Source organism: Adhaeretor mobilis, from assembly GCF_007741515.1.
Lineage (GTDB): Bacteria > Planctomycetota > Planctomycetia > Pirellulales > Lacipirellulaceae > Adhaeretor > Adhaeretor mobilis.
Genome location: NZ_CP036263.1, coordinates 88,958 through 110,997, shown reverse-complemented (window position 1 = coordinate 110,997; position 22,040 = coordinate 88,958). Strand labels below are relative to the sequence as shown.

17 protein-coding genes are annotated in these 22,040 nt (G+C 56.6%); 8 read left to right on the top strand and 9 right to left on the bottom strand.

The genetic code is table 11. The features are described 5' to 3' along the window. Positions 1 to 24: 24 nt before the first annotated feature. Positions 25 to 603: a hypothetical protein gene (locus HG15A2_RS00425; protein ID WP_145056754.1), complete on the bottom strand. Its 579-nt coding sequence runs from the start codon at positions 601 to 603 to the stop codon at positions 25 to 27. 485 nt (positions 604 to 1,088) lie between these two features. On the opposite strand from HG15A2_RS00425, the gene HG15A2_RS00420 reads away from it, so the two are divergent. From HG15A2_RS00420 to HG15A2_RS00405, 4 genes are all read left to right on the top strand, one after another. After that, positions 1,089 to 3,083, top strand: a complete 1,995-nt coding sequence (locus HG15A2_RS00420; protein ID WP_145056752.1) for an ABC transporter ATP-binding protein — start codon at positions 1,089 to 1,091, stop codon at positions 3,081 to 3,083. 283 nt (positions 3,084 to 3,366) lie between these two features. Continuing rightward, positions 3,367 to 4,686 (top strand): UDP-glucose dehydrogenase family protein, encoded by a 1,320-nt coding sequence (locus HG15A2_RS00415; RefSeq protein ID WP_145056750.1) that lies wholly within the window; start codon positions 3,367 to 3,369, stop codon positions 4,684 to 4,686. Positions 4,687 to 4,744: 58 nt separating this feature from the next. After that, positions 4,745 to 5,845, top strand: coding sequence for a hypothetical protein (locus HG15A2_RS00410; protein ID WP_145056748.1), 1,101 nt, complete (start codon positions 4,745 to 4,747; stop codon positions 5,843 to 5,845). 363 nt (positions 5,846 to 6,208) lie between these two features. Next, positions 6,209 to 8,398: an aspartyl protease family protein gene (locus HG15A2_RS00405; protein WP_145063862.1), complete on the top strand. Its 2,190-nt coding sequence runs from the start codon at positions 6,209 to 6,211 to the stop codon at positions 8,396 to 8,398. Positions 8,399 to 8,501: 103 nt separating this feature from the next. Here the strand turns inward: HG15A2_RS00405 and HG15A2_RS00400 are convergent, their stop codons facing one another. The 6 genes from HG15A2_RS00400 to HG15A2_RS00380 form a co-directional block, all read right to left on the bottom strand. Continuing rightward, a complete protein-coding gene (locus HG15A2_RS00400) occupies positions 8,502 to 8,942 on the bottom strand; it encodes a TadE/TadG family type IV pilus assembly protein (RefSeq protein ID WP_145056746.1) in 441 nt (146 codons plus the stop codon). Positions 8,943 to 9,076: 134 nt separating this feature from the next. Next, positions 9,077 to 10,207, bottom strand: coding sequence for a vWA domain-containing protein (locus tag HG15A2_RS00395; protein ID WP_145056744.1), 1,131 nt, complete (start codon positions 10,205 to 10,207; stop codon positions 9,077 to 9,079). Between the two features lie 99 nt (positions 10,208 to 10,306). Continuing rightward, positions 10,307 to 10,717: a TadE family protein gene (locus HG15A2_RS00390; RefSeq protein WP_145056742.1), complete on the bottom strand. Its 411-nt coding sequence runs from the start codon at positions 10,715 to 10,717 to the stop codon at positions 10,307 to 10,309. Between the two features lie 87 nt (positions 10,718 to 10,804). Then, entirely contained in the window at positions 10,805 to 11,284 is a 480-nt protein-coding gene (locus HG15A2_RS00385; RefSeq protein WP_145056740.1) for a hypothetical protein, read from the bottom strand. A gap of 261 nt (positions 11,285 to 11,545) precedes the next feature. Beyond that, positions 11,546 to 11,686: a hypothetical protein gene (locus HG15A2_RS23695; RefSeq protein WP_218932212.1), complete on the bottom strand. Its 141-nt coding sequence runs from the start codon at positions 11,684 to 11,686 to the stop codon at positions 11,546 to 11,548. A 42-nt stretch (positions 11,687 to 11,728) separates the two neighbouring features. After that, positions 11,729 to 13,495, bottom strand: a complete 1,767-nt coding sequence (locus tag HG15A2_RS00380) for a hypothetical protein (protein WP_145056738.1) — start codon at positions 13,493 to 13,495, stop codon at positions 11,729 to 11,731. A gap of 118 nt (positions 13,496 to 13,613) precedes the next feature. Between HG15A2_RS00380 and HG15A2_RS00375 the strand changes: the two genes are divergently transcribed. The 3 genes from HG15A2_RS00375 to HG15A2_RS00365 all read left to right on the top strand — a co-directional run bounded on the left by HG15A2_RS00375 (position 13,614) and on the right by HG15A2_RS00365 (position 18,236). Further along, the gene (locus HG15A2_RS00375; protein WP_145056736.1) at positions 13,614 to 14,615 is read left to right on the top strand and encodes a metallophosphoesterase; all 1,002 of its coding nucleotides are present in this window, start codon (positions 13,614 to 13,616) and stop codon (positions 14,613 to 14,615) included. Next, complete coding sequence (gene lnt / locus HG15A2_RS00370; RefSeq protein WP_145056734.1) at positions 14,612 to 16,339, top strand: apolipoprotein N-acyltransferase; 1,728 nt, start codon at positions 14,612 to 14,614, stop codon at positions 16,337 to 16,339. The genes HG15A2_RS00375 and lnt overlap by 4 nt, the downstream gene beginning before the upstream one ends. Positions 16,340 to 16,451: 112 nt before the next feature. Next, positions 16,452 to 18,236: an ABC-F family ATP-binding cassette domain-containing protein gene (locus HG15A2_RS00365; RefSeq protein ID WP_145056732.1), complete on the top strand. Its 1,785-nt coding sequence runs from the start codon at positions 16,452 to 16,454 to the stop codon at positions 18,234 to 18,236. Positions 18,237 to 18,378: 142 nt separating this feature from the next. Here the strand turns inward: HG15A2_RS00365 and HG15A2_RS00360 are convergent, their stop codons facing one another. Beyond that, positions 18,379 to 19,299, bottom strand: coding sequence for an alpha/beta hydrolase (locus tag HG15A2_RS00360; protein WP_145056730.1), 921 nt, complete (start codon positions 19,297 to 19,299; stop codon positions 18,379 to 18,381). A 99-nt stretch (positions 19,300 to 19,398) separates the two neighbouring features. Beyond that, positions 19,399 to 20,088, bottom strand: coding sequence for an RsmD family RNA methyltransferase (locus tag HG15A2_RS00355; RefSeq protein WP_145056728.1), 690 nt, complete (start codon positions 20,086 to 20,088; stop codon positions 19,399 to 19,401). 632 nt (positions 20,089 to 20,720) lie between these two features. Between HG15A2_RS00355 and HG15A2_RS24990 the strand changes: the two genes are divergently transcribed. Next, on the top strand, positions 20,721 to 22,004 hold the full coding sequence (locus HG15A2_RS24990; protein ID WP_391483911.1) for a peptidylprolyl isomerase: 1,284 nt from the start codon (positions 20,721 to 20,723) through the stop codon (positions 22,002 to 22,004). Positions 22,005 to 22,040 lie beyond the last annotated feature (36 nt).

The window sequence follows — 22,040 nt, the reverse complement described above, 5'->3', positions numbered from 1 at the left end:
CGGTGCTTCCACCGCGTGATCGGACTAGTTAGGCCCAATGCGCGTCGGGTTGGCTTGCAGAAAGTCTCTGGGGCCGCGGACCGTGTAGTACGGGTAAGCGACTTGCCCGGTCGGCGGGCCCGGGTTGTGATTGTAGGAAGCAGGGTAGCCGCCACCATTGGGGCACAGGCCCGAGGCGATATTCCCAACATGACTACGACACCTATCATCCCAACCACAGGAAATTTGATCACGAGCGCCGCGAAGTCGCTCCAAGCAATTTCGGCATGTGCGATTCTTTCCACAGCCGGCACCGCAAACGTCGCAGCCAGCGTCGCCAGCACAGCCACCGTCGTCACAGCATACGTCGCAGTAATCACCACAATCGCCTACGCAACCACAATCGACATCGCAACCTGCATCTTTCTTGCGTTTGAACAGGCCGAGCCCGCCGTTGCAAGGCAAGCAAGCATCGCGGCAAATAAGCGGTCGTGGTGCGCTGTTGGAACGCGACACGTGGCACGGGTCGCAGCCACAACCTCCGCCTCCGCCGAGAAGTCCCGACTGAGCACAGCCGGTGGCGAGTAGACACATAGCGCCCACCAATAGAGTCAAATTCTTCATCGTTGATCCCCCCCAGGATATTCGGCGCCCGCGTCGTGCGGAGCCGTTTCTTGTTTTTTGAGCTTCTTGGTTTCTTAATTTCGTGGCTTTGTGATAGCACTTTCGCTCCATAGGGAACGCTGGCCGGCACAGCTGGTAGAACTGATATCGGCGGAAGAATCGTTAGATTTCAGCAAAAATGGGCAAGTCGATGAGAAATGGGTGTTTGGTCGCAATTGGCCGTCGAGCCTGCTTGGCGCGGTACCCCCAGTTCAAGCTTCGGACATCCCACTGACCAAGGACCAAGGTCAATGGCCAACTGCTGTGCTGCTGGGGTTGGGCTTCCTGGGGGCCTTTGCTACAAACCCCGCCTACGCAGCACTGCTTACCCGGCGCTGTCCATCATGTGACGTTCAAAGTGTGGCTTCAGCTTGCGCTGCTAGCAGTGGATGAACCCAGTTCCAAGACTCTAGACCCTTTTGCATTTTCGCGACTCCCGTACTTCAATGCATAACTTTTTTCGCGTTTTAAGAATTGCCCTGCGACATCGCCTGACGGTGATTGCATCAGTTGGCTGCTCGCTGGCGATAGCCCTGCTGTGGGGTGGCAACATCACAGCGATTTACCCGATTGTCGACATCGTGATGGCGGGCAAGTCGATTCCGCAGTATGTCGACGAGCACATCGCCGAGACCGAAACCCAGATTTCCGAGCTCGATGAATCCGTAGCACGTTTACGAGAAACATTGAGGGCCGAGGGAGCTGGGCAAAGTTCTGTTCGCCTGAATCTGGATTATCAAACCAGCGAGATTGAAGACAAGCAAACGAAGCTGGCCCAATTGAAGCGTTGGGCACCTTGGGCACACCAGTACTTGCCGAACACGGCATTCGAGACGCTTACCCTCGTGTGTTTAGGCCTCTTTTTAGGCACTATTCTGAAGAGCATTTTCCGAATTGCGGGAGCCTACTGCACTACGCGATTGCGGCATTTGACCGCTTTCGAACTACGCAAACAATTCTACCGCCGGACGATGCGGTTGGATCTCAGTACGTTTGGCGAAACGTCGCCGGGCGACTTGATGAATCGCTTTACCGGGGACGTTAACCTAGCCTCTAACGGCACCCAAGAGGTGTTTGGTACTGCACTGCGAGCGCCTTTGATGATCGTGGTTTGCTTGGCAGGTGCCGCTTGGATTAGCTGGCAGTTGTTGCTGCTTACAATGATCTCTGCTCCGTTAAGCGGCTACGCGATTCACTGGCTGGCGAAGGCACTCAAGCGATCTAATCGTAAAGCACTGGAAGAACTTTCGCTGGTTTACGACCGCCTAGAAGAAACTTTTGGCGGCCTGAAGGTCGTAAAAGCTTTTACCAGCGAGTCGCGAGAACGTAGCCGTTTCCACCAGCAATCGAAGCAGTTTTATCGTAAATCCATGCGAATTGCCTTCTACGATTCGCTCGTAAGTCCGCTGACCGAGATGATGGGCATCGGTATGATCGTGGCGGCGGTGGTAGCCGGCGGTTACTTGGTGCTCAATCAGCAAACCCATTTGCTGGGCATTCGAATCAGCCAAGACCCGCTCACGCATGGGTGGCTTACGCTGTTCTACGGATTCTTGGCCGGGGCGAGCGATCCTATTCGACGACTCTCTGGCATTTTCAACGGGCTGCAAAAATCGCTTGCAGCGTCGGATCACTTGTACGAACTGTTTGATCGCGAATCCGAAGTCGTTGATCCATCCGTCCCAGTAGCGCTTCCTTCGCCGGTAGGCCGCATTCAATTCCGCGACGTCTCGTTCTATTACAAACCGGAAGAGCCAGTCTTGCGGGGGATCGACCTGACTGTCAAGCCGGGAGAAACCATTGCGCTGATCGGCCCGAATGGTTGTGGCAAGAGCACGCTGATGAATCTGCTGCCACGGTTTTACGACCCGCAGCAAGGGTCGGTCTCTATCGAAGGGGTGGATGTGCGGAACGTGCGCATCCGAGATTTGCGTGCCCGCATCGGTGTCGTCACGCAGGAGACCCTGCTGTTCGACGACACCTTAGCGGAGAACATCCGTTACGGTTCGCCAGGGGCGACCGACGAGCAAGTTGTCGCCGCAGCCAAACGAGCCCACGCGCACAAGTTCATCACGGAAAAACTATCCGACGGGTACAACACGATGGTTGGCTCTCGAGGCGGGCGACTCTCAGGAGGTCAGCGGCAGCGAATTGCCTTGGCACGGGCCATCTTGCGAGATCCAGAAATCCTGATCCTCGACGAAGCCACCAGCCAGATCGATGTCGAGAGCGAACGGCTCATTCACGATGTCCTCGAAGAATTCGTCCAGGACCGTACTGCTTTCATGATTACCCATCGACCCAGCACCCTGTCCCTAGCAAATCGTATTGTGGTCATGGAGCAGGGCAAAATCGTGAATGTTGGTAGCTTCGATGAATTGGCCGCTAAGTGTCAACTTTTCCGCAGGCTGGCGCACTTGAATCAGCGCGAGAGTGCTTGAGACAAGGTTCTCCCGAGTCGACCGGCGTTGGCAATCGTCCAAGCCATGTTTGGAACTGCTACCAAACTGCTAACGCGTGACTTCTTGGGTGATTCTGCGGTTATCGGCACCCTGGGTTTGTGTTTCGGTCTCTGCCAACTATGCTGTGCAATTCGTCGGAACCCATTCGTTCTCCTAGGTCGATCACTCCCACCGTACAACACCGCCTCCCTGACTACCTCTCTAGTTTCGGGATGAGGCGTCCTTCCTCCCCATTGATTCAAGAAATTCAGGACCTACTCCCATGAAGATTGCAGTTGTTGGCACCGGCTACGTGGGCCTCGTGACCGGTACTTGTTTTGCCGATACAGGCAACGATGTTACGTGCATCGATATAGATCAGAAGAAGATCGATAACTTAAACAAGGGCATCATCCCGATTTACGAGCCCGGGCTCACAGAGATGGTGCTTCACAACTACGAAGCACAGCGTTTGCACTTTACGACCGACCTGCCCGCGGCAATCAAACCGGCGGAAGTCGTGTACCTGGCCGTGGGCACGCCCCAGGGCGAAGATGGGGCAGCCAACCTCTCTGCCATGTGGGCGGTGGTCGAAGCAATCTCGCCACATTTACGCGACGATGCTGTCGTGGTCACGAAGAGCACCGTGCCGGTGGGAACCAATGAGCGCATTTATTCGATGCTCAAGGATTTCACCGGTCGCAATTGTCACGTAGCTAGTAATCCGGAGTTTCTGAAAGAAGGAGCAGCAATCGAGGACTTCATGAAGCCCGATCGCGTGGTAGTAGGTGTACGCGACGAGGAAGATGCAGAAGTACTCCGTCAGCTCTACAAGCCGTTCCTTCGCACCGAAAAGCCTTTCCTAGTGATGTCTCCACAAAGTGCGGAGATGACGAAATACGTAGCCAACGCGCTGCTTTCCACGAAGATCAGCTTCATTAACGAGATGGCTAACTTGTGCGAGAAAATGGGCGGCGACATCAATGATGTACGCCGTGGCATTGGGCACGATAGCCGTATCGGATTTGCCTTTCTATTCCCTGGCGTGGGCTACGGCGGCAGCTGTTTCCCAAAAGACGTGCGAGCCCTGGCCGCGATGGCGGAAGAACACGGCACCGTGCCGCAGATGTTGCGCTCAGTCGACGAGGTGAACGAACGTCAGAAAACCGTGATGATCGACAAGGTCAAAACTCATTTTGATGGGAAGCTCGAAGGCAAGACGATCACCGTATGGGGCCTAGCGTTCAAGCCGCGCACCGACGACATTCGCGAAGCACCAGCGCTAGTGCTCATTGATTGGATGCTTGAACAGGGTGCCACAGTACGTGTTCAAGACCCGGAAGCGCTCGAGAAAGTAAAGGCCGACTACGGCGACAAGCTCACTTACTGTGAGCGTCGCATGGGCTCTGTTGATGGCGCCGACGCGCTGGTGATCATGACCGAATGGAAGGATTACCACTCGCCGGACTTTGCGGAAATGTACCAACTGATGGCCTCGCCTGTGATCTTTGACGGGCGGAATCTCTACGAGCCGGAACGCATGAAGCGGCGCGGTTACACCTATCACAGCATCGGGCGGCCCACGGTTTCGCCAAGTGATTAACATTAGTGTATAGTGCACGCTGAGCTCATGACGCTTGTTTTTCCCGGAAGTGACAGCGATGTTCAGCCGTGCTTTGTTGTTCCTGCTTCTGGTCGTTGCGTTGGCCATCCACCCTAGCGCCGCTCACGGGGCTTTTGAGATCGCCATTCACGGCGATGGTTCAGGCGGAACGCCGGATGTCGGAACCGTGGGGTTTGCTTACCTCCAGACCCAGACCGGTACGGTTTCTGGAATGCTGGAAGAAACCGGCAGCGGGGATGGCAACGGCTATCACTTCGCTCACACAACGGCGGAAGTAGTGGGCGGTAGTTCCTTCAACGCTTTTACGAACCTCTACGGCTACGCGGAGAACGAACGTGCGGGGACATTCGTACCCTTTGGAAAGGCCAGCATAGCCGCCTTGTGGCAAGATGCGGTTACCTTGACCGGTTCTTCCGCGCTACCGGCAGCCATTCGCTTGCACTTTCTTATCGAAGGCACCGCCAGTGCAACGCAGATAGCCCAGCCCCAAGCGGGTACCTTGAACTCGTTTATTGCGCGTGCCACGAGCGACCCAACGGATTTCGAAGGGACGTTAGATACAACGCATTTCGTTGAGGCCCCGCTGGACACAAACTTCTTTGGCAACACGATGGTTAGCTACATCGTCAACACGGACCCCATTCCAAGTGAACCAACAACGCAGAACTGGGACACTCTTTCGACAGGCGGTTCAGGCGCATTCAGTGGCACGTTCTCGCTGGACGTAGAACTCGACGAGACGCCAGGCACCTACGATTGGGCCGTGCTGTTTTCTGCTTACGCACGAACCCGCGGTGGCACCGCAACCACCGATGTCAATAACATCAGCTTGGTTGCTGTTACCGATGACTCAGACGATCCGCTGGACGGATTTACTGTGGAATTCGATTCCGGTCGGACCATTAGCCCACCAGCCGGCCCCGGTGATATCGACGCCGACGGCGACGTAGATGGCGGGGACTTTCTCCTCTGGCAGCGTACCGATGGTTCGCCAAGCGGATTGATGGAAATTCAAAGTAATTATGGCAATGGCGGAAGCGCTACTGCCACATTCGCGGTCGTCCCTGAGCCGGCTAACCTAGTGTACTTAGCCTTGCTTACCACGGGCCTCCTGGGGATTGTGCGACGCCGCTCATAGATTCACTGCGGCAAGCCACAGGCGAAGTTGTCCAGCGGGATGTTATCCTGCGACTATTGGGGCCTGAGTAGTCGCCGTAAGACTCTCGTTTTAAAGTGATTTTCTTGACGCCTGCGCTGCCTACGCTTACGCTAAAGCTACCTGGGAATACGTGCGCAAGGTTCCCAGCACAAATCGCTGGTGGCGATTTCGAGAAGAGGCCTTCTTTGTCAGAGCCACCCCAAGCCGATCGCTTATCCGCTGTTCGACTAGCGCGCACTTAGTTCAGCAGTATGAATCGTCGTCTCTCTTTTGCCGCAAGGCTGCGCGCAATGGAAACCATGCGTGCCCGCCGCAGGCGCGCCCAACTGTGGACCTGCTCCGATGTTACTACTCAGACTCCGCGTGAGCCTCCTCGCTTCGCTAGCTATCTGTCTAACGATGCCGGTCGAGAAGTGCCTCGCCACTGGCGTACCGATTGAAGGTTTCTTACCTCAGGTTGGGTTCGCTCTCACAGACGAATTCCTAGACAACTTCGATTTCGCATCAATTCCGTCCGCTTCTCCGAGTGGTACTATGCTGGGTGCCGGTGGTACTGCGCACTACGATATTGCATTACTAGACACCGGAGCATCCTTCTCGCTACTTACTGAACAGAGCGACACGGACTTCAACATTGATGGCCCCTATCCGGGAGAGTCAGACGGCTTTCGCGGCACTTTCCCTATTACCTTGGGCGGAGCCACAGGAACGCTTGAAGCAAGTGTGAATGATCCTCTGGGAATCTACGCCACAGGACTTCAGAACCGCACCGCGTCTGTGCCGCTGGTGATCGACCACGCGCACCTGGAAGGTCAAACCAACGTGTCATTGGTCACGATTCCCGCGGAATCCGATCTTCCCAATGTGCTCGGGTTGACATTCTCTAGTCGCTACGCGACCCACATCAACGCCGATCAGCCCCAACTCTTTACCCTCGATGGGCGGACGGTCCGCACACCGGCAATCGACTTTCAAACTCTTGGAAGTGGGGGAGGCAGCATTAGTCGCAGAGCCCCCTTATCGCTTAAGCCCGCAGCTTCGTTCTCGTCAGCACCTGTCTACGTCCCTGATTTTGGCAACCCCGATTTCTTCGACAACCCCCAAGAGAATCCGCAAACGCCCACTATTTTGGCAGCGCAAAGTGGAGCCCTTTTCCTAAACGCCAACCTCGTCAATGACGGGATACAGCTGAATAATTCAGAGTTGTTCTTTGACTCAGGGGCGAGTGTGAGTGTGCTTTCCGAATTGAAAGCTCTACAGCTAGGAATCGACGTACAGCTCGATACGCCTGATTTCTCGATCGACATTGTCGGCTCGGGTGGGCTGACACAGGACTTACCGGGCTACTTTCTCGACTCGCTGTCCATCCAGGCGATCGGTGGCAACGTCACGGCAACCAATGTGCCGGTCATTATTCTCGACATCACCGACCCGGGAAACCCAGGCAATATTGTCGATGGCATCATCGGTACAAATTTGCTTGTGGGGCGTAACTTGGTGATCGACCCCAACCCGGCACTAGGTGGCGGCGGGGCGAGTCCGAGTCTTTACATCAGCGATCCGGTAACGACCGAGCACAATTGGAACAGCAATTCAAGCAGTGCTAGTTGGAGCATCGGATCGAGTTGGACAACACCCAACGCTCCAGATGTGCTGGGTGTTGCCAACGTGCGACACGTAGCTGGTGGGAATCAAACTGCCCTGGTTGATGCCGATGCCACGGCTTGGGGAGTGAACATTTCGAGCGACACCACGACTCAGATGACCGTTCAAATCCAAGCTGGCAAAACACTTACTACCTTCGCGGGCACTAATATCGAACAGGGCGGCCGACTCGATCTGCGCGGCGGAACTTTGGATACGCAGTTCGTGGAGATCCTTGACGGCATGCTGGAAGGTAACGGACTGATCACTACCGGTAGCGGCCCCATTCCTGGGCAAGTCGAGAATCGCAACGGCGTCGTCTCACCCGGCAATGGAGTCGGCACCTTGACCATCGAAGGAAACTACGGCAATGCTGATGAGGGCACCATGCAATTCGACATCGGTGGACCCACGGCAGGGACCGAACACGATCAACTGGTTGTCGACGGTCAAGCGAAGCTTGGGGGTACCTTGGAGGTCGAACTAGTAGATCTTGGCGGCGGAGCCGATCCGACACTAGGCGAAGAATTTGTGCTTATCACCACCACCGAGGGAATTGGCGGCTTCTTTGATACGCTGCTACTGCCTGAAGATAGCGACTTCGGTTGGTTGCTTGAATATGGCACCAACGACCTCACATTGATCGCCACCTTGCCTGGTGACTTCAACAACGATGGCGGGGTCAACCAGCTGGATCTAGCCGTCTGGCAATATGGCTACGGAGATCAGCCGAACTACTTCGACGGCGGGGACTTCCTCACCTGGCAACGCAACTTCGGCAGTGGGGGCATCACGAGCAATGCCGTACCGGAGCCTTCGAGCATCGTACTGCTGACACTGGCAGGTTTCTTTGCCATTGCTCGCAGAAGGCAAATAGCCGCGAGCTAACAGCTCGCCGGGAATTTGCTCCGAGGAGTTACCTTCTAGCGAGCGTTGCATCCAAGAGAGTTCACCGGCAGAATAATGTCGCGCGGCTATTCTTGAACAACACTTAATTCCCAGCGCGTTCGGTGCGCAGGCGGCTTGACGCTTGGATGTTGGTCGCAGAGCTAAACCGCGGGGTGATCCAGCCATTCTGGTTCATCGGCACGTCGATGGTGACCGTGATTTCTTCGACCGATTCGTCGATCACCGACGGGTTGATCGTAACCGTCGCGCCGCGGGTGCCAACGATGTTGAGGATGCTCGTTGCACGCTGCACAGCTTCCGCTGCGGTAGCCCCAGGGACCATCGCATGCCGGGCCGCTTCGTAGGCCGCATTGTCGGCCGTGTGGCGCATGACATTCAGCCGGCCGAATTCAAACGCAGCGATGACCAACACGAAGAAGATAGGCGCTACGACGGCAAACTCCACCGCGGCAGCACCGCGGCGGTCGGAATTCCTGCCCTGCTTGTCGGTGCAAAAGTAGCGTTTTCGTAGTTGGCTGTTCATGGCGTTGTTGGGAGTCGGAGGCCTAAAGCATTAACCACAAAGGACACAAAGAGCACGAAGGAATCGCATCGATTGTCGTTTCTGGTTGACCAAAAGCCTTGGTGTTCTTTGTGAACTTTGCAGTTGTTTTTTGTCTACTCAGTGAGCATCACAGGTAGTGTCGAAGCGATCTCGCGAAAGATGCGTTCCAGTGCCGCCGAGTCAGGTGCATGGAAGTGAGTTCCGCCGGTAGCGGCCGCGACGGCTTGCATGCGTGAGAAACCCGCTTCAAAACTAAACGTAATGGTGTGAATCGTGATGTCCTCATCAGCAGCCAAACGTGCGGCTAGTACGGGCTCAGGGCCTGTATTGTGGCGGCCGTCGGTCATCAGCACCATGGTGCGGATGGCAAACGGGCGTTGAGCTCCGGAAGTCAGAACGGCGCGGCCATTTTGAATGCCGGCATGAATATTCGTGTTACCACGAACGGCGCGACTGCCTAGGAAAGCCATCTCACTGCGGATAGGTGCGTAGCTGAAGTCCAGCGGGGCGTTGATGTCAGATGTCGTGTAATTGAAGCCGCAGTGATTACCCGCATCGGAGTAGCTCACCAGACCGCACTTTTCGGTTTGCGGCGTAGTGTCGAGTTCATTCAAAAAGCCCAAGACGGCGTTGTTCAAACCGGCCCAACGACTGAGCGTCGGATTTGGAGGTCCACAGTTGCTGCCCGATACGGTGCGACTATCGACGTCTCGCATCATAGAGCCGGAACGGTCGACTACGAGACAAATATCGCGATCCAGCTGCGTGGAAGTAGCAATGTGCTGCGGTTGAAATTGAGGAACGCCCATCACGCGACCCAGGAACAATGCCACGGGACCCGCAGAGGACGAAGCGGTGCGTTGCCCGGTGACCCGCATTGCGTTGAGCTGTGCGCCACCGGGCGTAAATGCAAATCGCGAGGTGCTTGTGGACTGCGAACTGGTACCCACTTCGATTTGGGAATCATCAACAATCAGCCCTTGGCCAGCTACGGTATTTCGCAGGGCCGCATCGCGAGCGGCGATTCGAGCGGCGATTTCGTCTTGGCTCAGGCTCAAGGTTTTCGCCCCAGCTCGCGAGGCAGCATCGGTCGCGGTGCGAAGCTCGGCCCGCACCAACTGCATCCAAGCCACATCGACCGCAAAAGCTGCCATGATCAAAAAGAGCGGCAAGCAAACTGCCACGAGTACCATCATGGCACCCTGGCGATTGCGACGTGAGTTTTTCTGATTGGAATGAAGCATGATTAGATTCAAGTTGATTGGTTATGTAGGGAGCGCCCTTTGTGGCGTTCCGTGTATCCCGTTCAAGGAATGCCAAGGAGGGCATTCTCTACAGAATTGCTAAAACTCCTTCATCATCTCCGCACGCCCTTCGAGCGTCCGACCGGTGAAGAAGCTCCCAGGTATCACAGAGTTTCGGGAGGCAGGGGCCTGCACTGTGATTTCGATGAATTGACCTGGGGCGAGCGTATCGAAATTTCGCGGGTTGATGGTCACCGTGCCACCTTGCACGCGGCGATCAGTCAGAATGCCGTTGGCACTAGCCTCGACATCGGCAGCAACCGCATTCACCGAAAGGGCAGTGCGAGCTCCTTCGTAAGCGGCCACGGTGAGTGACTGTTTGAGAAAGATCATCGTGCAGCTTTCGATCATGGCCAGCACGAGCAGCACGATCACGGGCAGACAAACGGCCAGCTCCGAGGCGGCGACACCGCGACGCCGATTGGGGTTTCTTGAATTGCGAATTCGCATGGGGATATAAAAAAGTGGGCAGTAGGCAGGGGGCGGTAGGCAGTTGTTTTCTAGGTTTGGTGGTAGCCCGCGAGCTGCCACAATGGCTCACACCGTCACAAGTTCTGCTTCGGCGTTTGCTTCTTGGTCGTCGTCGGCTTCTGCCACGCTGGGGTCGTACTCCGTGCCAGCCAAGCGAGCAGTCATGCGGTTGAAGTCGTCGGCCAGACCTTGCCAGAAGTCGAAGTCGCGGAACTTCAATATTTTCACTTCACCGCTATCGGCCATCGAACGCACCGTTTGACGCAGGCGATAGATCGGGCCAGCAAAGCGATGGCTGATCTTGATGGTGTCCACAACGAACACGGGCAGCATGAAGATCATGACCAAGATGAATGGGCCTTGGGTCCACCACAACTGTTGAACGTGCTCGCTCACAGGGCGGAACGGGTTACTCAGCACTTGCAAACAAAACGCTACAGCAGCGGCTACGGCGATGAAAGCGACCCAGTGCATGCACAACCGACGAGCCAGTGCGCCTTGAACTTGTGGATCGACAAATGTTTTCTTGCGTTCGGGATGGGCCATTGTGAAGTTACCTTTCGAAGTCAGTTTCTCGGTTCTGGCGAGTAACGGTTCTCAATTTTTCGCTGGTTAGTGTTCGACTACTGGTAAACGAGGCCTCGCTATTGAGAAAACGCTCGCAATCGACAAACCGCTTACAAGTAGGCATAGGTTCAAATCAAAGGTAGGTCACACCAAGAACGATGCTGGGGACTTCCCACAACAACAGTATCCAGGGAACTCGAACCGGGATGACGACCGGCACAACCGTTGCGAGCCGACCTCTCAGGTAAGAATGAAAGGTGGCAGCTCAATACCCGGGGGGCGATCTTGCTCGCTTAGGCTCGCGGCGATCTTGCCCTGGGCTATGGGATGCAACACCTTCGGCGTATTTCTTGTAGCGCCCTCGTAGAGCGAGTCGCGCATTGCTTACAAAGATTCTTGGAGAGGAAGTTCCTTGTCGGAAAACTACCGAGTGAAGTGCTTCGCAACTTGTTTGTGCAACGCAAAGATCTCGCCCTTCACTTCTGCAAACGAGGCGTGATCCTTGATCAAGTGCACTAAGGGTTGCCAAAGTTCGGGCGGTAACCCGGCCGCCTCTGCAAGGCGAGTGAACTCGACCGCTTCGCCCGCGAATTGCGGACGGCGGGGGGAGTAGTTCAATAGTAGACAGTTCGTGCGCACCGCAAACTGTGCCAAGTCACCGGCCGGCACTCCATGCTGGCGCTCGATAGCCTGCCATAGTTGTGGGCCGGTCTGTTCGATCATCGATGTCTGGATCTCACTAACCGCCTGATCTTCGCTCGGCACAACCGGCACTGGAGGTAGTGTTATGGCGAGTTGCTTGGAGGCTGCCGCGGCGCGATTCCAGGCGGAGTTGTAGGTAGCCGGTTTCATGCCCTTTGCCCGCAAAGCGAGCGCCATGCTCCAACGGCTTGCCGCTTGCCAGACCGCGGCCTGCTTCTCAACGGATGGAACAACGCTCGGCCGGTCGGTGATCTTCGGTTGCACGATCTCTGGGACTACAACTTCAGGCGTTTGCGAGGTAACTGCATTGGGGTCGGGCACTTCCGCACCCTTTACGATGCTCCTCTCTTGGCCGACTCCGACCGTTGCTTCGTTTTCTGTCGTCGTCTCTTCTACCTCTATTTCTTCAACCATCGGCTCGGGTGAGGGAATTTGTGGCAGAGCAATATCTTCGGGTGGCACGGCCAGCTCCTCAAGCTGCTTTGCTTCTGCCGGCTCATCTCGGGCTGGCAATTCCCAAGCCGCAGGGGGAGCCGGTTCCGTCTTCACGGTTGGTGTTTCTTCCGAGGGCTTTGCTTGTCCACCGAAAAGCAGACCGATCTCTTCGTCCTTACTGAGAGAAGTGAGCGCTCGCTGCTCGCTGAGGGACTCCGCTTCGGGAGCCGCTTCTCCAGAGGCTACTGGCTGCGGAGTCTCCACTTGTGCGGGCTCGCTATCGTCGAACAACGAAAACGGATCGTCGTCATCCTCAGTCTTCATCGTCGCCTCAGGCACATCGTCCTGTGCTTCGACCTCGGTAGTCTCAGGTTCAGCCTCAGGTTCAGGTTCAGTCTCGGATACTTCTTGCTTCACGATTTGCGCGGGCAACTCTGATGGCTCTGGCGGATCGACCGGGAACAAGTCATCAACCGTAAGTTCGGACTCAGCCTCTGGTTCTGGTTCCGGCTCAGACTCCAACTCTGTTTCCAGCTCCGGCTCCGGCTCGCCGATTGGTTCAGGGGAGAGTATCTCGGTGGGCTCGTCACGCGTTGCGTAGCGATCTTCGACAGGTGGGCTAGCGACTTCGGCCTCAGCATCTTCTTGCTTGGGGTATTCCTCCCCAGGGCTGTTTTCCTCAGATATCGTTTCGTGCTCGCTCTCTCCTCCCCCAAACCGGCTGGCACTATTCGGGTTATCCTGCTCACGAATGTCCTGCGTGCGATTACCCGGCTCAGCAGGCAACGCTTCGGGCAGAACGACCGATTGAGATTCCGGCGCAGACTCTGGTATAGGTTCCTGCTGGTCAACCAGCGGAGGGGCAGTTGGCTCAACGATGCTTGCAGTCTTCGTATGTCCCGAAGCCGCGGTCTGGCCTTCTTGCTGGCCACCTTGATAGCGGATTTCCTCCCAGCAGCCTGTGAAGCAGCATACCGATAGCAGTCCCGCCGCCCACAAAAGAGCAGCGTTGAGTCGGTTTTGTGGAAAGAAGTTCGTGCGGTGAAGCATCATCTTGCGTTATCTTAGAGGTACCTGCCGTATTGAGTGGTCCCACTCTCGATGAATTATAGCCGACTATCCACCCCTGGCATCTAGCAAAGCGTGCTGCCAGCAAAGTACTCCGCTGACCATGGCCAAAAGCCTGAACAACTCTACCGATTCTACAGACTCGCCGGGCAAGACCAGTACGGAACCGCCCACGAAGTGTCGCCCGTCGCGTCGTAAGTTTCTCAAGCGTGCCGCCGCGGGGCTGGTGACTGCTGGTATCGGAACGGGTTTATATGCGTGGCGGTTCGAGCCGCATTGGGTGGAAGTCGTCCACGAGACGCTGCCCATCGAACGCTTGCCAGCGGGACTCGTTGGTAAACGGCTCGTGCAATTGAGCGATTTACACGTTGGTGACATCGTGGACCACGATTACATCACTTCAGCAATGAAGAGCGTGGCGGCTTTGGAACCTGACTTGATTGTCATTACTGGCGACTTGATGACCTGCCACTACGACGAGCAAATCGAGCAAGCGACCGATGTACTCGGTTCGCTACCAAAGGCGAAGCTCGGTCGTTTTGCGATCTTTGGCAACCACGATTACGGCGACAACTGGCAGCAGCATCTTACCACGCGAAGAGCGAAGCGCGAAATCGAAAAGCTGGGTATCACCGTCCTACGCAACGAACTGATGGAAACGGGCGGCTTGCAGATCGTGGGCATCGACGACCTGTGGACGCGGCGTTTTAATCCCGAGCAGGCTTTTGAACAGTTAGACCGCGAACGCGCGAGTCTTGTGCTGTGCCACAACCCCGACGGCATCGACAAGCCAAGTATGCAGGACTATCGGGGTTGGATTCTCGCCGGGCACACACACGGCGGGCAGTGTAAACCGCCTTGGGCTAAGCCGCCAATATTGCCGGTGCAGAACCACCGCTACACGGCTGGCAAAATCGTGGTCGATGAGAATCGGCAGCTCTACATCAACCGCGGCCTAGGTTACACGCATCGCGTTCGATTCAATTGCCGACCGGAGATCACAGTGTTTACACTGGAGCAGGCGGCTAACGACTCTCGTTTGGTTTCCTGGCATCGCGATTCGCTCTGGCCAAAATGCTCCGGACGGCTTAGCTTGGCGACATGAGTGACGCCAAATCCACCGACGAAAGTTTCTGGCATCGCAGCATATTCCCGCTGGGACTGCTAGGCGGGCTGCTGTTCTACGTCGCCCAACCGCCACTGAGTTGGATGATCGTCGCATGGGGCGCACCAGTTCCCTGGCTGTTGCTCGCACGAATGCCGAGGCTGCCGGGCCGTAGGCCCTACCGCACGCTATGGTTGTGCGGATTTCTTACTTGGCTCGTGACCGTGCAGTGGTTGCGACTGTCGCACCCCATGAATCATCTGGCGCTCGTGCTGCTGGCAACGTATCTGGGCCTGTATTTGCCGGTGTTTGTGGGGCTCACGCGGGTCGCGTATCACAGGTTGGGCATGCCATTGTGGTGCTCAGCACCGATAGTTTGGACCGGGCTCGAACTAGTTCGCGCTCACTTGGCGACCGGGTTTATGATGAGCTCGCTGGCACATACGCAGGTAGGAGCTCCTGCGGTGCTGCAAATTGCTGACATCGTTGGGGAGTACGGTGTCACGTTTTTGATCGTGATGGTTGCCGGAGCGATTACTGATGCGCTACCTGTCGCTCGTGACTTAGCCGGAGATGCCAACCCGGTGCCCAATTCTGCTGAGCCGCAAGCAGCGCGAGTTTGCTGGCAGAAACTTATTCCTGGCGGGCTAGCGATTGTTTTTGCACTTGGCTACGGCGCATGGCGAATGCAAGTCGGTGAAATCTCAATGAGTCGCGAACCTCAACAAACCGTCGCGCTAATCCAGAACGACGCCAAGGCGGTTTGGAAGCACGAACCCGATCGCAAGTTACGAATGATGCGCGAGTTGGTTGACCTAACCACTGAAGCCACACGAGGGAGCGACATCGACTTAGTCGTTTGGCCGGAAACCGCTTATCGCGATGCGCTGGTGAGTGTGGAACCCGGCTACACTCCGCCGCGGGAGTTTCTTGAGATTCCCGTGGACGATTTTGTGGCCATCACCCCGAATGCGCTCAAGCAATATGCCACGGTCTGGAATGCAGGATTGCTGCTGGGGATCGATCGACGACACGTGCATGAATCGAATCCATTGAACGGTGAAACCGCAAACGGAGAGACACCATTTGACGTGGATTCGTTTAACTCCGTGGTATTTGTTGATCGCGCAGGGGAACTCCAGGGCACGTACGACAAGATGCATCTTGTGCCCTACGGAGAGTACACTCCTTTTTCTAGTTGGTTCCCTTATCCCGAAGGTTTCACTCCGCTCACGGGAGCTGTGGTGCCTGGGGAAGACCCCAAGTCGTTCGAGTTCGAGGGGATTCGCTACTCGCCGAGCGTTTGCTACGAGAAGGCCGTGCCGCACTTGATGCGGCGGCAGTTCGCCACACTAGTCGAGCGTGACGAAACGCCGGACGTCCTCGTGAACGTCACGAACGACGCCTGGTACTGGGGCTCCGCGGAGCTGGAGATGCACCTCGCCTGCGGGATTCTGCGTGCGGTTGAGCTGCGCACGCCAATGCTGATCGCAGGAAATCGGGGGCTCTCGGCTCACATCGACGCTTCTGGCGCGGTACTGGGCGTCACCGAGCGGAACCGCACTGCCGTGCTGCTGGCAAATGTAACGACGCGTTTGTCGAAAGCTCCCACCCTCTACACGCGCTGGGGCGACTGGCTCCCGGCGGCATGTCTGGTATGCTGTGTAGTTTTTGCGGTGGTCGGTTGGATGGGCAGGCGTGGCACGGGTCCCGGCGAGGCGTAGCTCGCGGGCTAGGTGCTCATATCGCTTCTGAGAATAGCATTCTCACGGCGACGACGGTCGTCGGCCGGCGCCCCGCCTCTCGACCCTAGACTCTTAACTCTAGACTTTTGATATGCCTGTTGTTCTACAATTACTTGATGCTCACAAACGCTACGGCGAGCAAGAACTGCTCGACGGGGCCGCTTGTGCGCTAACTGATGACCAGAAGGTGGGCCTCATCGGGCGAAATGGGGCTGGCAAAAGTACGCTGTGCCGCGTGCTGCTCGAAGACGAGGAGCTCGACGCAGGTGAAGTCGTGTGTAGCAAGAAGCTTCGCCTGGGTTACCTGCGCCAGCACGATCCGTTTCATGATGGCGAAACGGTCGTCGGCTTTCTTATGCGCGACAGCGGCCAGCCCGATTGGCGTTGCGGAGAAATCGCGTGGCAGTTCCAACTACCAGACGCCATGTTGCATCAGGAGGTTCGCTCGCTCTCCGGCGGTTGGCAGACCCGAGTGAAATTGGCGGCGCTGTTGCTGCACGATCCGAATCTGTTGATTCTTGACGAACCGACCAACTTCCTCGATCTACGCACGCAAATGCTGCTCGAAGAATTTCTCAACGGCTTCAAAGGCGGATTGTTGGTCGTCTCGCATGATCGCTCGTTTCTCAAACGCACGTGCAATCACACGCTGGAACTCTCGCGTGGCGAGCTCACGATGTTTCCCGGCAATGTGGACTCCTACTTGGAGAACCTCGAAGAGCGCCGCCTCCATGACGAGCGCAAGAACGCTGCAACGCTCACTAAGCGCAAGCAGTTGGAAACATTTATCGCCAAGAATCGCGCTAACGCCAGCACGGCCAGCCAGGCTCGTAGCAAGGCAAAGCAACTGGAGAAGCTAGACCTGCTGGAGGTTGCTGGTCAAGAGGCGACCGTGCGGTTTAGCTTCCCCAATGTGGAGCCACGCCAAGGAGTCGTGCTGCGTACCGAGCAACTTGCAATCGGCTATCCCGATCACACAGTGGCTGAGCAGATTCAGTTGGAACTGGAGCACGGCGAGCGGATCGGCATCGTTGGTGACAACGGGCAAGGCAAAACGACATTTCTGCGCACGGTGTGTGGTTCGCTCGAACCGAAGGCTGGCACACTTAAATGGGGCTATGGGTGCCAGATCGGAGTGTATGCCCAGCACGTTTACACGACGCTTCGTGATAACGACACGGTGCAGGAGTATCTAGAATACCAGGCTGCTCCCGGCACCACGCGACAACAAATCAGCGGCGTGGCGGGCAGCTTTTTGTTTAGCGGCGAGACGGTCGAGAAGCCGATCCGCGTACTTAGCGGTGGCGAGCGTGCCCGACTGGTGTTGGCTGGCCTGCTGCTGGAGAAGCACAATGTGTTGATCCTCGACGAGCCGGGCAACCACTTGGATGTCGAAACCGTCGAAGCCCTGGCCGACGCGCTAGAGCGTTACCCCGGCACAGTCATCTTTACAAGTCACGACCGGCACTTCATGCGCCGTGTCGCCACCGCCGTGGTGGAAGTACGCGAGCAGCGTGTCGTCAACTTCCCATCCAGTTACGACGATTATCTCTACCGCATTCGCAAAGAGCTGGAAGCAGGGCTGCGGGCGGAACACGCGAGCTACGGGGGCGCATCGATCCCTGATGGGCAAGCGACGCCTGCAAGACTATCGGGGCGTGAAGAACGCGACTTGCAGAAGAAATTAAAGGCGACCGAGCGTAAGATTGCCAAAAGCGACGAGCGTAAGAAAGAGCTGGAAGCGGAGCTGCTCACGGTAACGACCACAGGCGACGCAGATCGCGTACGTGAAGAGCTAGTAGATCTGGCTGGCGAGGTCGAGCAGTTGGAAGAAGAGTGGTTAGAGACTTTCAACGCGCTCGAGAGTGAGGGTTAGGCTTTCCACGTTCCCACGCGGGAACGAGCGGAAAGAGAACCGCTAGCCGCGGACCCTGGTCGGCGATCGGATTCTTCGCCAAGCCCGCGCCAAGTAAGCTCGGCGGCTGACGCGACCTGATTGTTACGCCTGACTTCTTCATTTACTCCCTCTTCTTCAGCAAAGTGCGCTCCGTCAGCCAACCCTCCATTAGCTCAGGCCACTTGCGGAAACTCCGCTTGCCGGGGTGCATGCCGTAGCCGTGGCCGCCGTGCGCGAAGATGTGCATGGCAGTCGGGACCTTGTTCGCTAGCAGCGCTTCGTAGAAGCGAATCGAATTGGCGGGAACGACTGACTTGTCATCGCTAGAATGAAATAACAGCGTGGGAGGCGTCTGCTTATCGACTTGCTTCCATGTGGTGTATCGCTCCATCAGTGCGTCGTTGGGGTTCTCGCCCAGCAGGTTACGTCGCGAGCCACGGTGAGCTAAGCCATCGTCCATTGAAATCACTGGGTATACAAGCACGGCGAAGGCGGCGTGCGCGGGAAGGCGATCGACGGGGTCCATTGCTTCGGGGTTACCATCGTCGCCCATCGTGGCGACGCAGGAAGCCAAGTGCCCGCCTGCGGAAAAGCCGATGACGCCGATTTTCTGCGGATTGACGCCCGTCTCTTCCGCCCCGGCAGCAATCAGGCGCAGCGCACGTTGGGCATCTTGCAGTGGCACCGGTTGCTGGTTGGGCCCGCCTCCGCAGCGGTATTTCAGTACAAAAGCTGCCACGCCACGCTCTTGAAACCACTCTCCGACAAAGCTCCCCTCGTGCTCAAGGGCCAGGTTTCCATAGGCACCTCCTGGCAGCACCAGCACGGCCGTGCCGTTGCCTATTCCTTCGGCTGGCAAGTAGGCCATCATCTCAGGTCGAGTCTCAATGCGTTCCCGCCACTCAGGGGTACCCTCGTTGTCATCCACTTCTTGATGATTGGCCGCGTGGTCTTCAGGCCAGATAGGGACGAACACGGAGGGGTCCTCGGCTAGGGCAACAGTTTGACAAATGGCTAGGAAACAGAATATGAATCGGAACACGATTGAATCTCCTAATTTTGAAAGCGAAGAGTCATTTAGCCGCCGAGCTTGCACGGCGCTCGGCGGTTAAATGACTGTACTGATCACTGAGTGCAAATCTTAACCGTTCTTCTCCCACACTCCCACCACTGCGGGCGAGTACGTGCGCACGTCCCAGCCGGGATCTTTACGATGCTCGGCAACGCCGCCGGGGAGTAAGTTGAAATCAAATCGCTCGTCCGCTTCCACGAGGAAAATGCTACCGACAGGGGCGTGCTCGACCAGTGCGTTGATGAGCTCAAGCATATCTTCCTGGCGATCAACAAAAAACGCATACGGCGGGCTGCAAAACACAATCCACGGAACGTCCGAAGGGGGAGGGGGGAAGGAGGAAGGCGGAGCGGCTGAGTCTTCCTCCTGGGGGAGATCCCGCTTGCCCCACAGGAACGCGCTCGTCACGCACAAGGTTGACCGGTCCTGCACCTCCAGAGCAGCAATATTTTCCTCCACGACTCGGGCCGTGGGGATGTGTTTTTCGATAAATGTCGCGCCAACCGCACCGCGACCAATGGCCTCCAGACCGAGCGCACCGGTGCCAGCGAACAAGTCGATAGCGTGGCGTCCTTTACAGCCAATGCTCACGAGATTGAACAGTGCCTCGCGGACGCGGTGCTTCATAGGCCGGGTGACCGGATCGCCATGATACTTCAGCCTCCGCCCACGAAAGCTGCCGCCGATGATGTGTAGGTCGGCAGGGACGTTGTCTTTTGCTGCGCCTGGACGACGTTTTGATTGACGCTTCTTATTCATCAGGGCTACTTGCAGGTCTGAATGGGCCTTGCCGACATTGGCTGGCTGAGTACGAAAAACATGAAAGAATGGGTTTGAGCGAAAAATTGCGATCCTCAAATCTTACCAAATCTAGAAACTGTCAGGCAGAACTTTCTGGTTGGTTCGATATGACAAAGTAGGTGTCTTCCACCTCCCGGAGGAGGCAATTCAGATGACGAATCCTACAGCTCTCTCGAACGGTCCGCAGGACGAATTCTCTTCTGGGTAAACCAAATGTCCGTGAGTATGGAGCGATTACAACTTCGAGATGGCTGCTATCGTAAACTGGCTGACTTCGAGACCTGCGGACAACCAACTTCGTGTAGTGTTTTGCCACGAAGACCGACTATCGCTTCATGCTGGTTGACGGGTGGGGGAATAGCAAGGTCATCCCTGCCAGCAATTGATCGTCCTATCTGCTAACTAAGAAGATCCATCGCCATTGGGGATGCCTGATGGCGAACACCAAAGATCCCTTCGCCAGCCCGTGACGTACTGATAGTTGCTCTGGTATGCTAATGGTTCGGCGAGACACGTCAATTCGCGGCTAGCCGCGTCGACTTGTTCGCTGGTTCATATCGGAAATTCAACTTACAGGGGACCCAAACACCATGTCACGGATGCTACACCTTCTGCTATTGGCAACCTTTACTTTACATTCTTCCGCACCGCTCCAGGCTCAGGAAACTGCCACCGAGGGCCAGGCCGCTTCAGCGACCTCGGACGAAACGGCTGAAGAATCTGCTGAGGGGGCGGCCAAGCCGCAGGCAACGGAACCTTCGCCCGAGGGAAAAGCCGCGAAAGAGGCGTTCGATGTGCTGCATAGGAAGTGGGAAGCGAAGATTGCGGAGATCCAGGCTGTCCAGGATAAACGCGAGGGATCACGCGGGGCAGCTCGAGAAGAACTCGATGCCCAATTGGCTTCGCTTCGCAAGGAGGCCGCCAAGCTGATCGACGAAATCGTTGACGCCGGAGTTGCGGTCTACAAAGCTGATCCGCAGGCCTATCCGCGCGTCAACACCACCGTAATGGCAATCGCCCAGTTCTATCTGCTAGGCGACGCGAACGGCGATGGAGGCGACCAGTATGAGAAAGCTTACGAGTTGATAAAGAAGATGCTCGACGCAGGTGCCGCCGATGATTGGCCCCAACTAAATGCGTGGGGGGGCGTGGCAGCTTTTCATATCAATGAGTTCGACGCAGCAGAGAAGTACTTTGCCGCCGCCGGCGAGGCGGGGCTCATGGGCAATACGCCGCCCAATCGTAATTCGCGCGATCCCAACACCGTGCTGTGGGGCAAGGCACGCGAGAATCAGGCTGCAATCGCAGGGCTTCGCAATTCCTGGGAAAAAGAGCAGGAGATTCGCGCCGCAGAGGCCAAGGCGGACGACCTGCCGCGCGTGAAGTTCACGACCAATCGGGGGGATATCGTGATCGAGCTCTTTGAAAACGAAGCTCCGCAAGCCGTGGCGAATATCATTACGCTTGTGAAGAAGGGCTACTACGACGGGGTGACGTTCCATCGCGTGCTGCCCGGCTTCATGGCTCAGGGGGGCGACCCGGACGGCACTGGTACGGGCGGCCCAGGCTACAACATTCGTAGCGAGTTCAACAAACCGGGTGCCCGCAAGCACTTCCGCGGTAGCCTGAGTATGGCCAACACGGGCCAACCCAACACGGGCGGCTCACAATTCTTTCTGACGTTTGTACCAACTTCGTTTTTGGATGGCCGCCACACGGTCTTCGGCCGCGTCGCCGAAGGCATGGACGTAGCCGCGAGCCTCAAACGCCGCGACCCGGGCGACCGAAGCGCACCAAAACCAGATCGCATTATCAAGGCCGAAGTGCTACGAGATCGCGGGCACGACTATCAGTTTGATAAATTGCCTGATTAGAGGCCACTAGGCTTCTGCCTCTAGCCGGCGGGCTAC

What these genes read in the sequence shown, in the direction of transcription:
- HG15A2_RS00425 (WP_145056754.1), bottom strand. Translation starts at nt 603, where the DNA reads ATGAAGAATTTGACTCTATTGGTGGGCGCTATGTGTCTACTCGCCACC.
- HG15A2_RS00420 (WP_145056752.1), top strand. Translation starts at nt 1,089, where the DNA reads ATGCATAACTTTTTTCGCGTTTTAAGAATTGCCCTGCGACATCGCCTG.
- HG15A2_RS00415 (WP_145056750.1), top strand. Translation starts at nt 3,367, where the DNA reads ATGAAGATTGCAGTTGTTGGCACCGGCTACGTGGGCCTCGTGACCGGT.
- HG15A2_RS00410 (WP_145056748.1), top strand. Translation starts at nt 4,745, where the DNA reads ATGTTCAGCCGTGCTTTGTTGTTCCTGCTTCTGGTCGTTGCGTTGGCC.
- HG15A2_RS00405 (WP_145063862.1), top strand. Translation starts at nt 6,209, where the DNA reads ATGTTACTACTCAGACTCCGCGTGAGCCTCCTCGCTTCGCTAGCTATC.
- HG15A2_RS00400 (WP_145056746.1), bottom strand. Translation starts at nt 8,942, where the DNA reads ATGAACAGCCAACTACGAAAACGCTACTTTTGCACCGACAAGCAGGGC.
- HG15A2_RS00395 (WP_145056744.1), bottom strand. Translation starts at nt 10,207, where the DNA reads ATGCTTCATTCCAATCAGAAAAACTCACGTCGCAATCGCCAGGGTGCC.
- HG15A2_RS00390 (WP_145056742.1), bottom strand. Translation starts at nt 10,717, where the DNA reads ATGCGAATTCGCAATTCAAGAAACCCCAATCGGCGTCGCGGTGTCGCC.
- HG15A2_RS00385 (WP_145056740.1), bottom strand. Translation starts at nt 11,284, where the DNA reads ATGGCCCATCCCGAACGCAAGAAAACATTTGTCGATCCACAAGTTCAA.
- HG15A2_RS23695 (WP_218932212.1), bottom strand. Translation starts at nt 11,686, where the DNA reads ATGCGCGACTCGCTCTACGAGGGCGCTACAAGAAATACGCCGAAGGTG.
- HG15A2_RS00380 (WP_145056738.1), bottom strand. Translation starts at nt 13,495, where the DNA reads ATGATGCTTCACCGCACGAACTTCTTTCCACAAAACCGACTCAACGCT.
- HG15A2_RS00375 (WP_145056736.1), top strand. Translation starts at nt 13,614, where the DNA reads ATGGCCAAAAGCCTGAACAACTCTACCGATTCTACAGACTCGCCGGGC.
- lnt (WP_145056734.1), top strand. Translation starts at nt 14,612, where the DNA reads ATGAGTGACGCCAAATCCACCGACGAAAGTTTCTGGCATCGCAGCATA.
- HG15A2_RS00365 (WP_145056732.1), top strand. Translation starts at nt 16,452, where the DNA reads ATGCCTGTTGTTCTACAATTACTTGATGCTCACAAACGCTACGGCGAG.
- HG15A2_RS00355 (WP_145056728.1), bottom strand. Translation starts at nt 20,088, where the DNA reads ATGAATAAGAAGCGTCAATCAAAACGTCGTCCAGGCGCAGCAAAAGAC.
- HG15A2_RS24990 (WP_391483911.1), top strand. Translation starts at nt 20,721, where the DNA reads ATGTCACGGATGCTACACCTTCTGCTATTGGCAACCTTTACTTTACAT.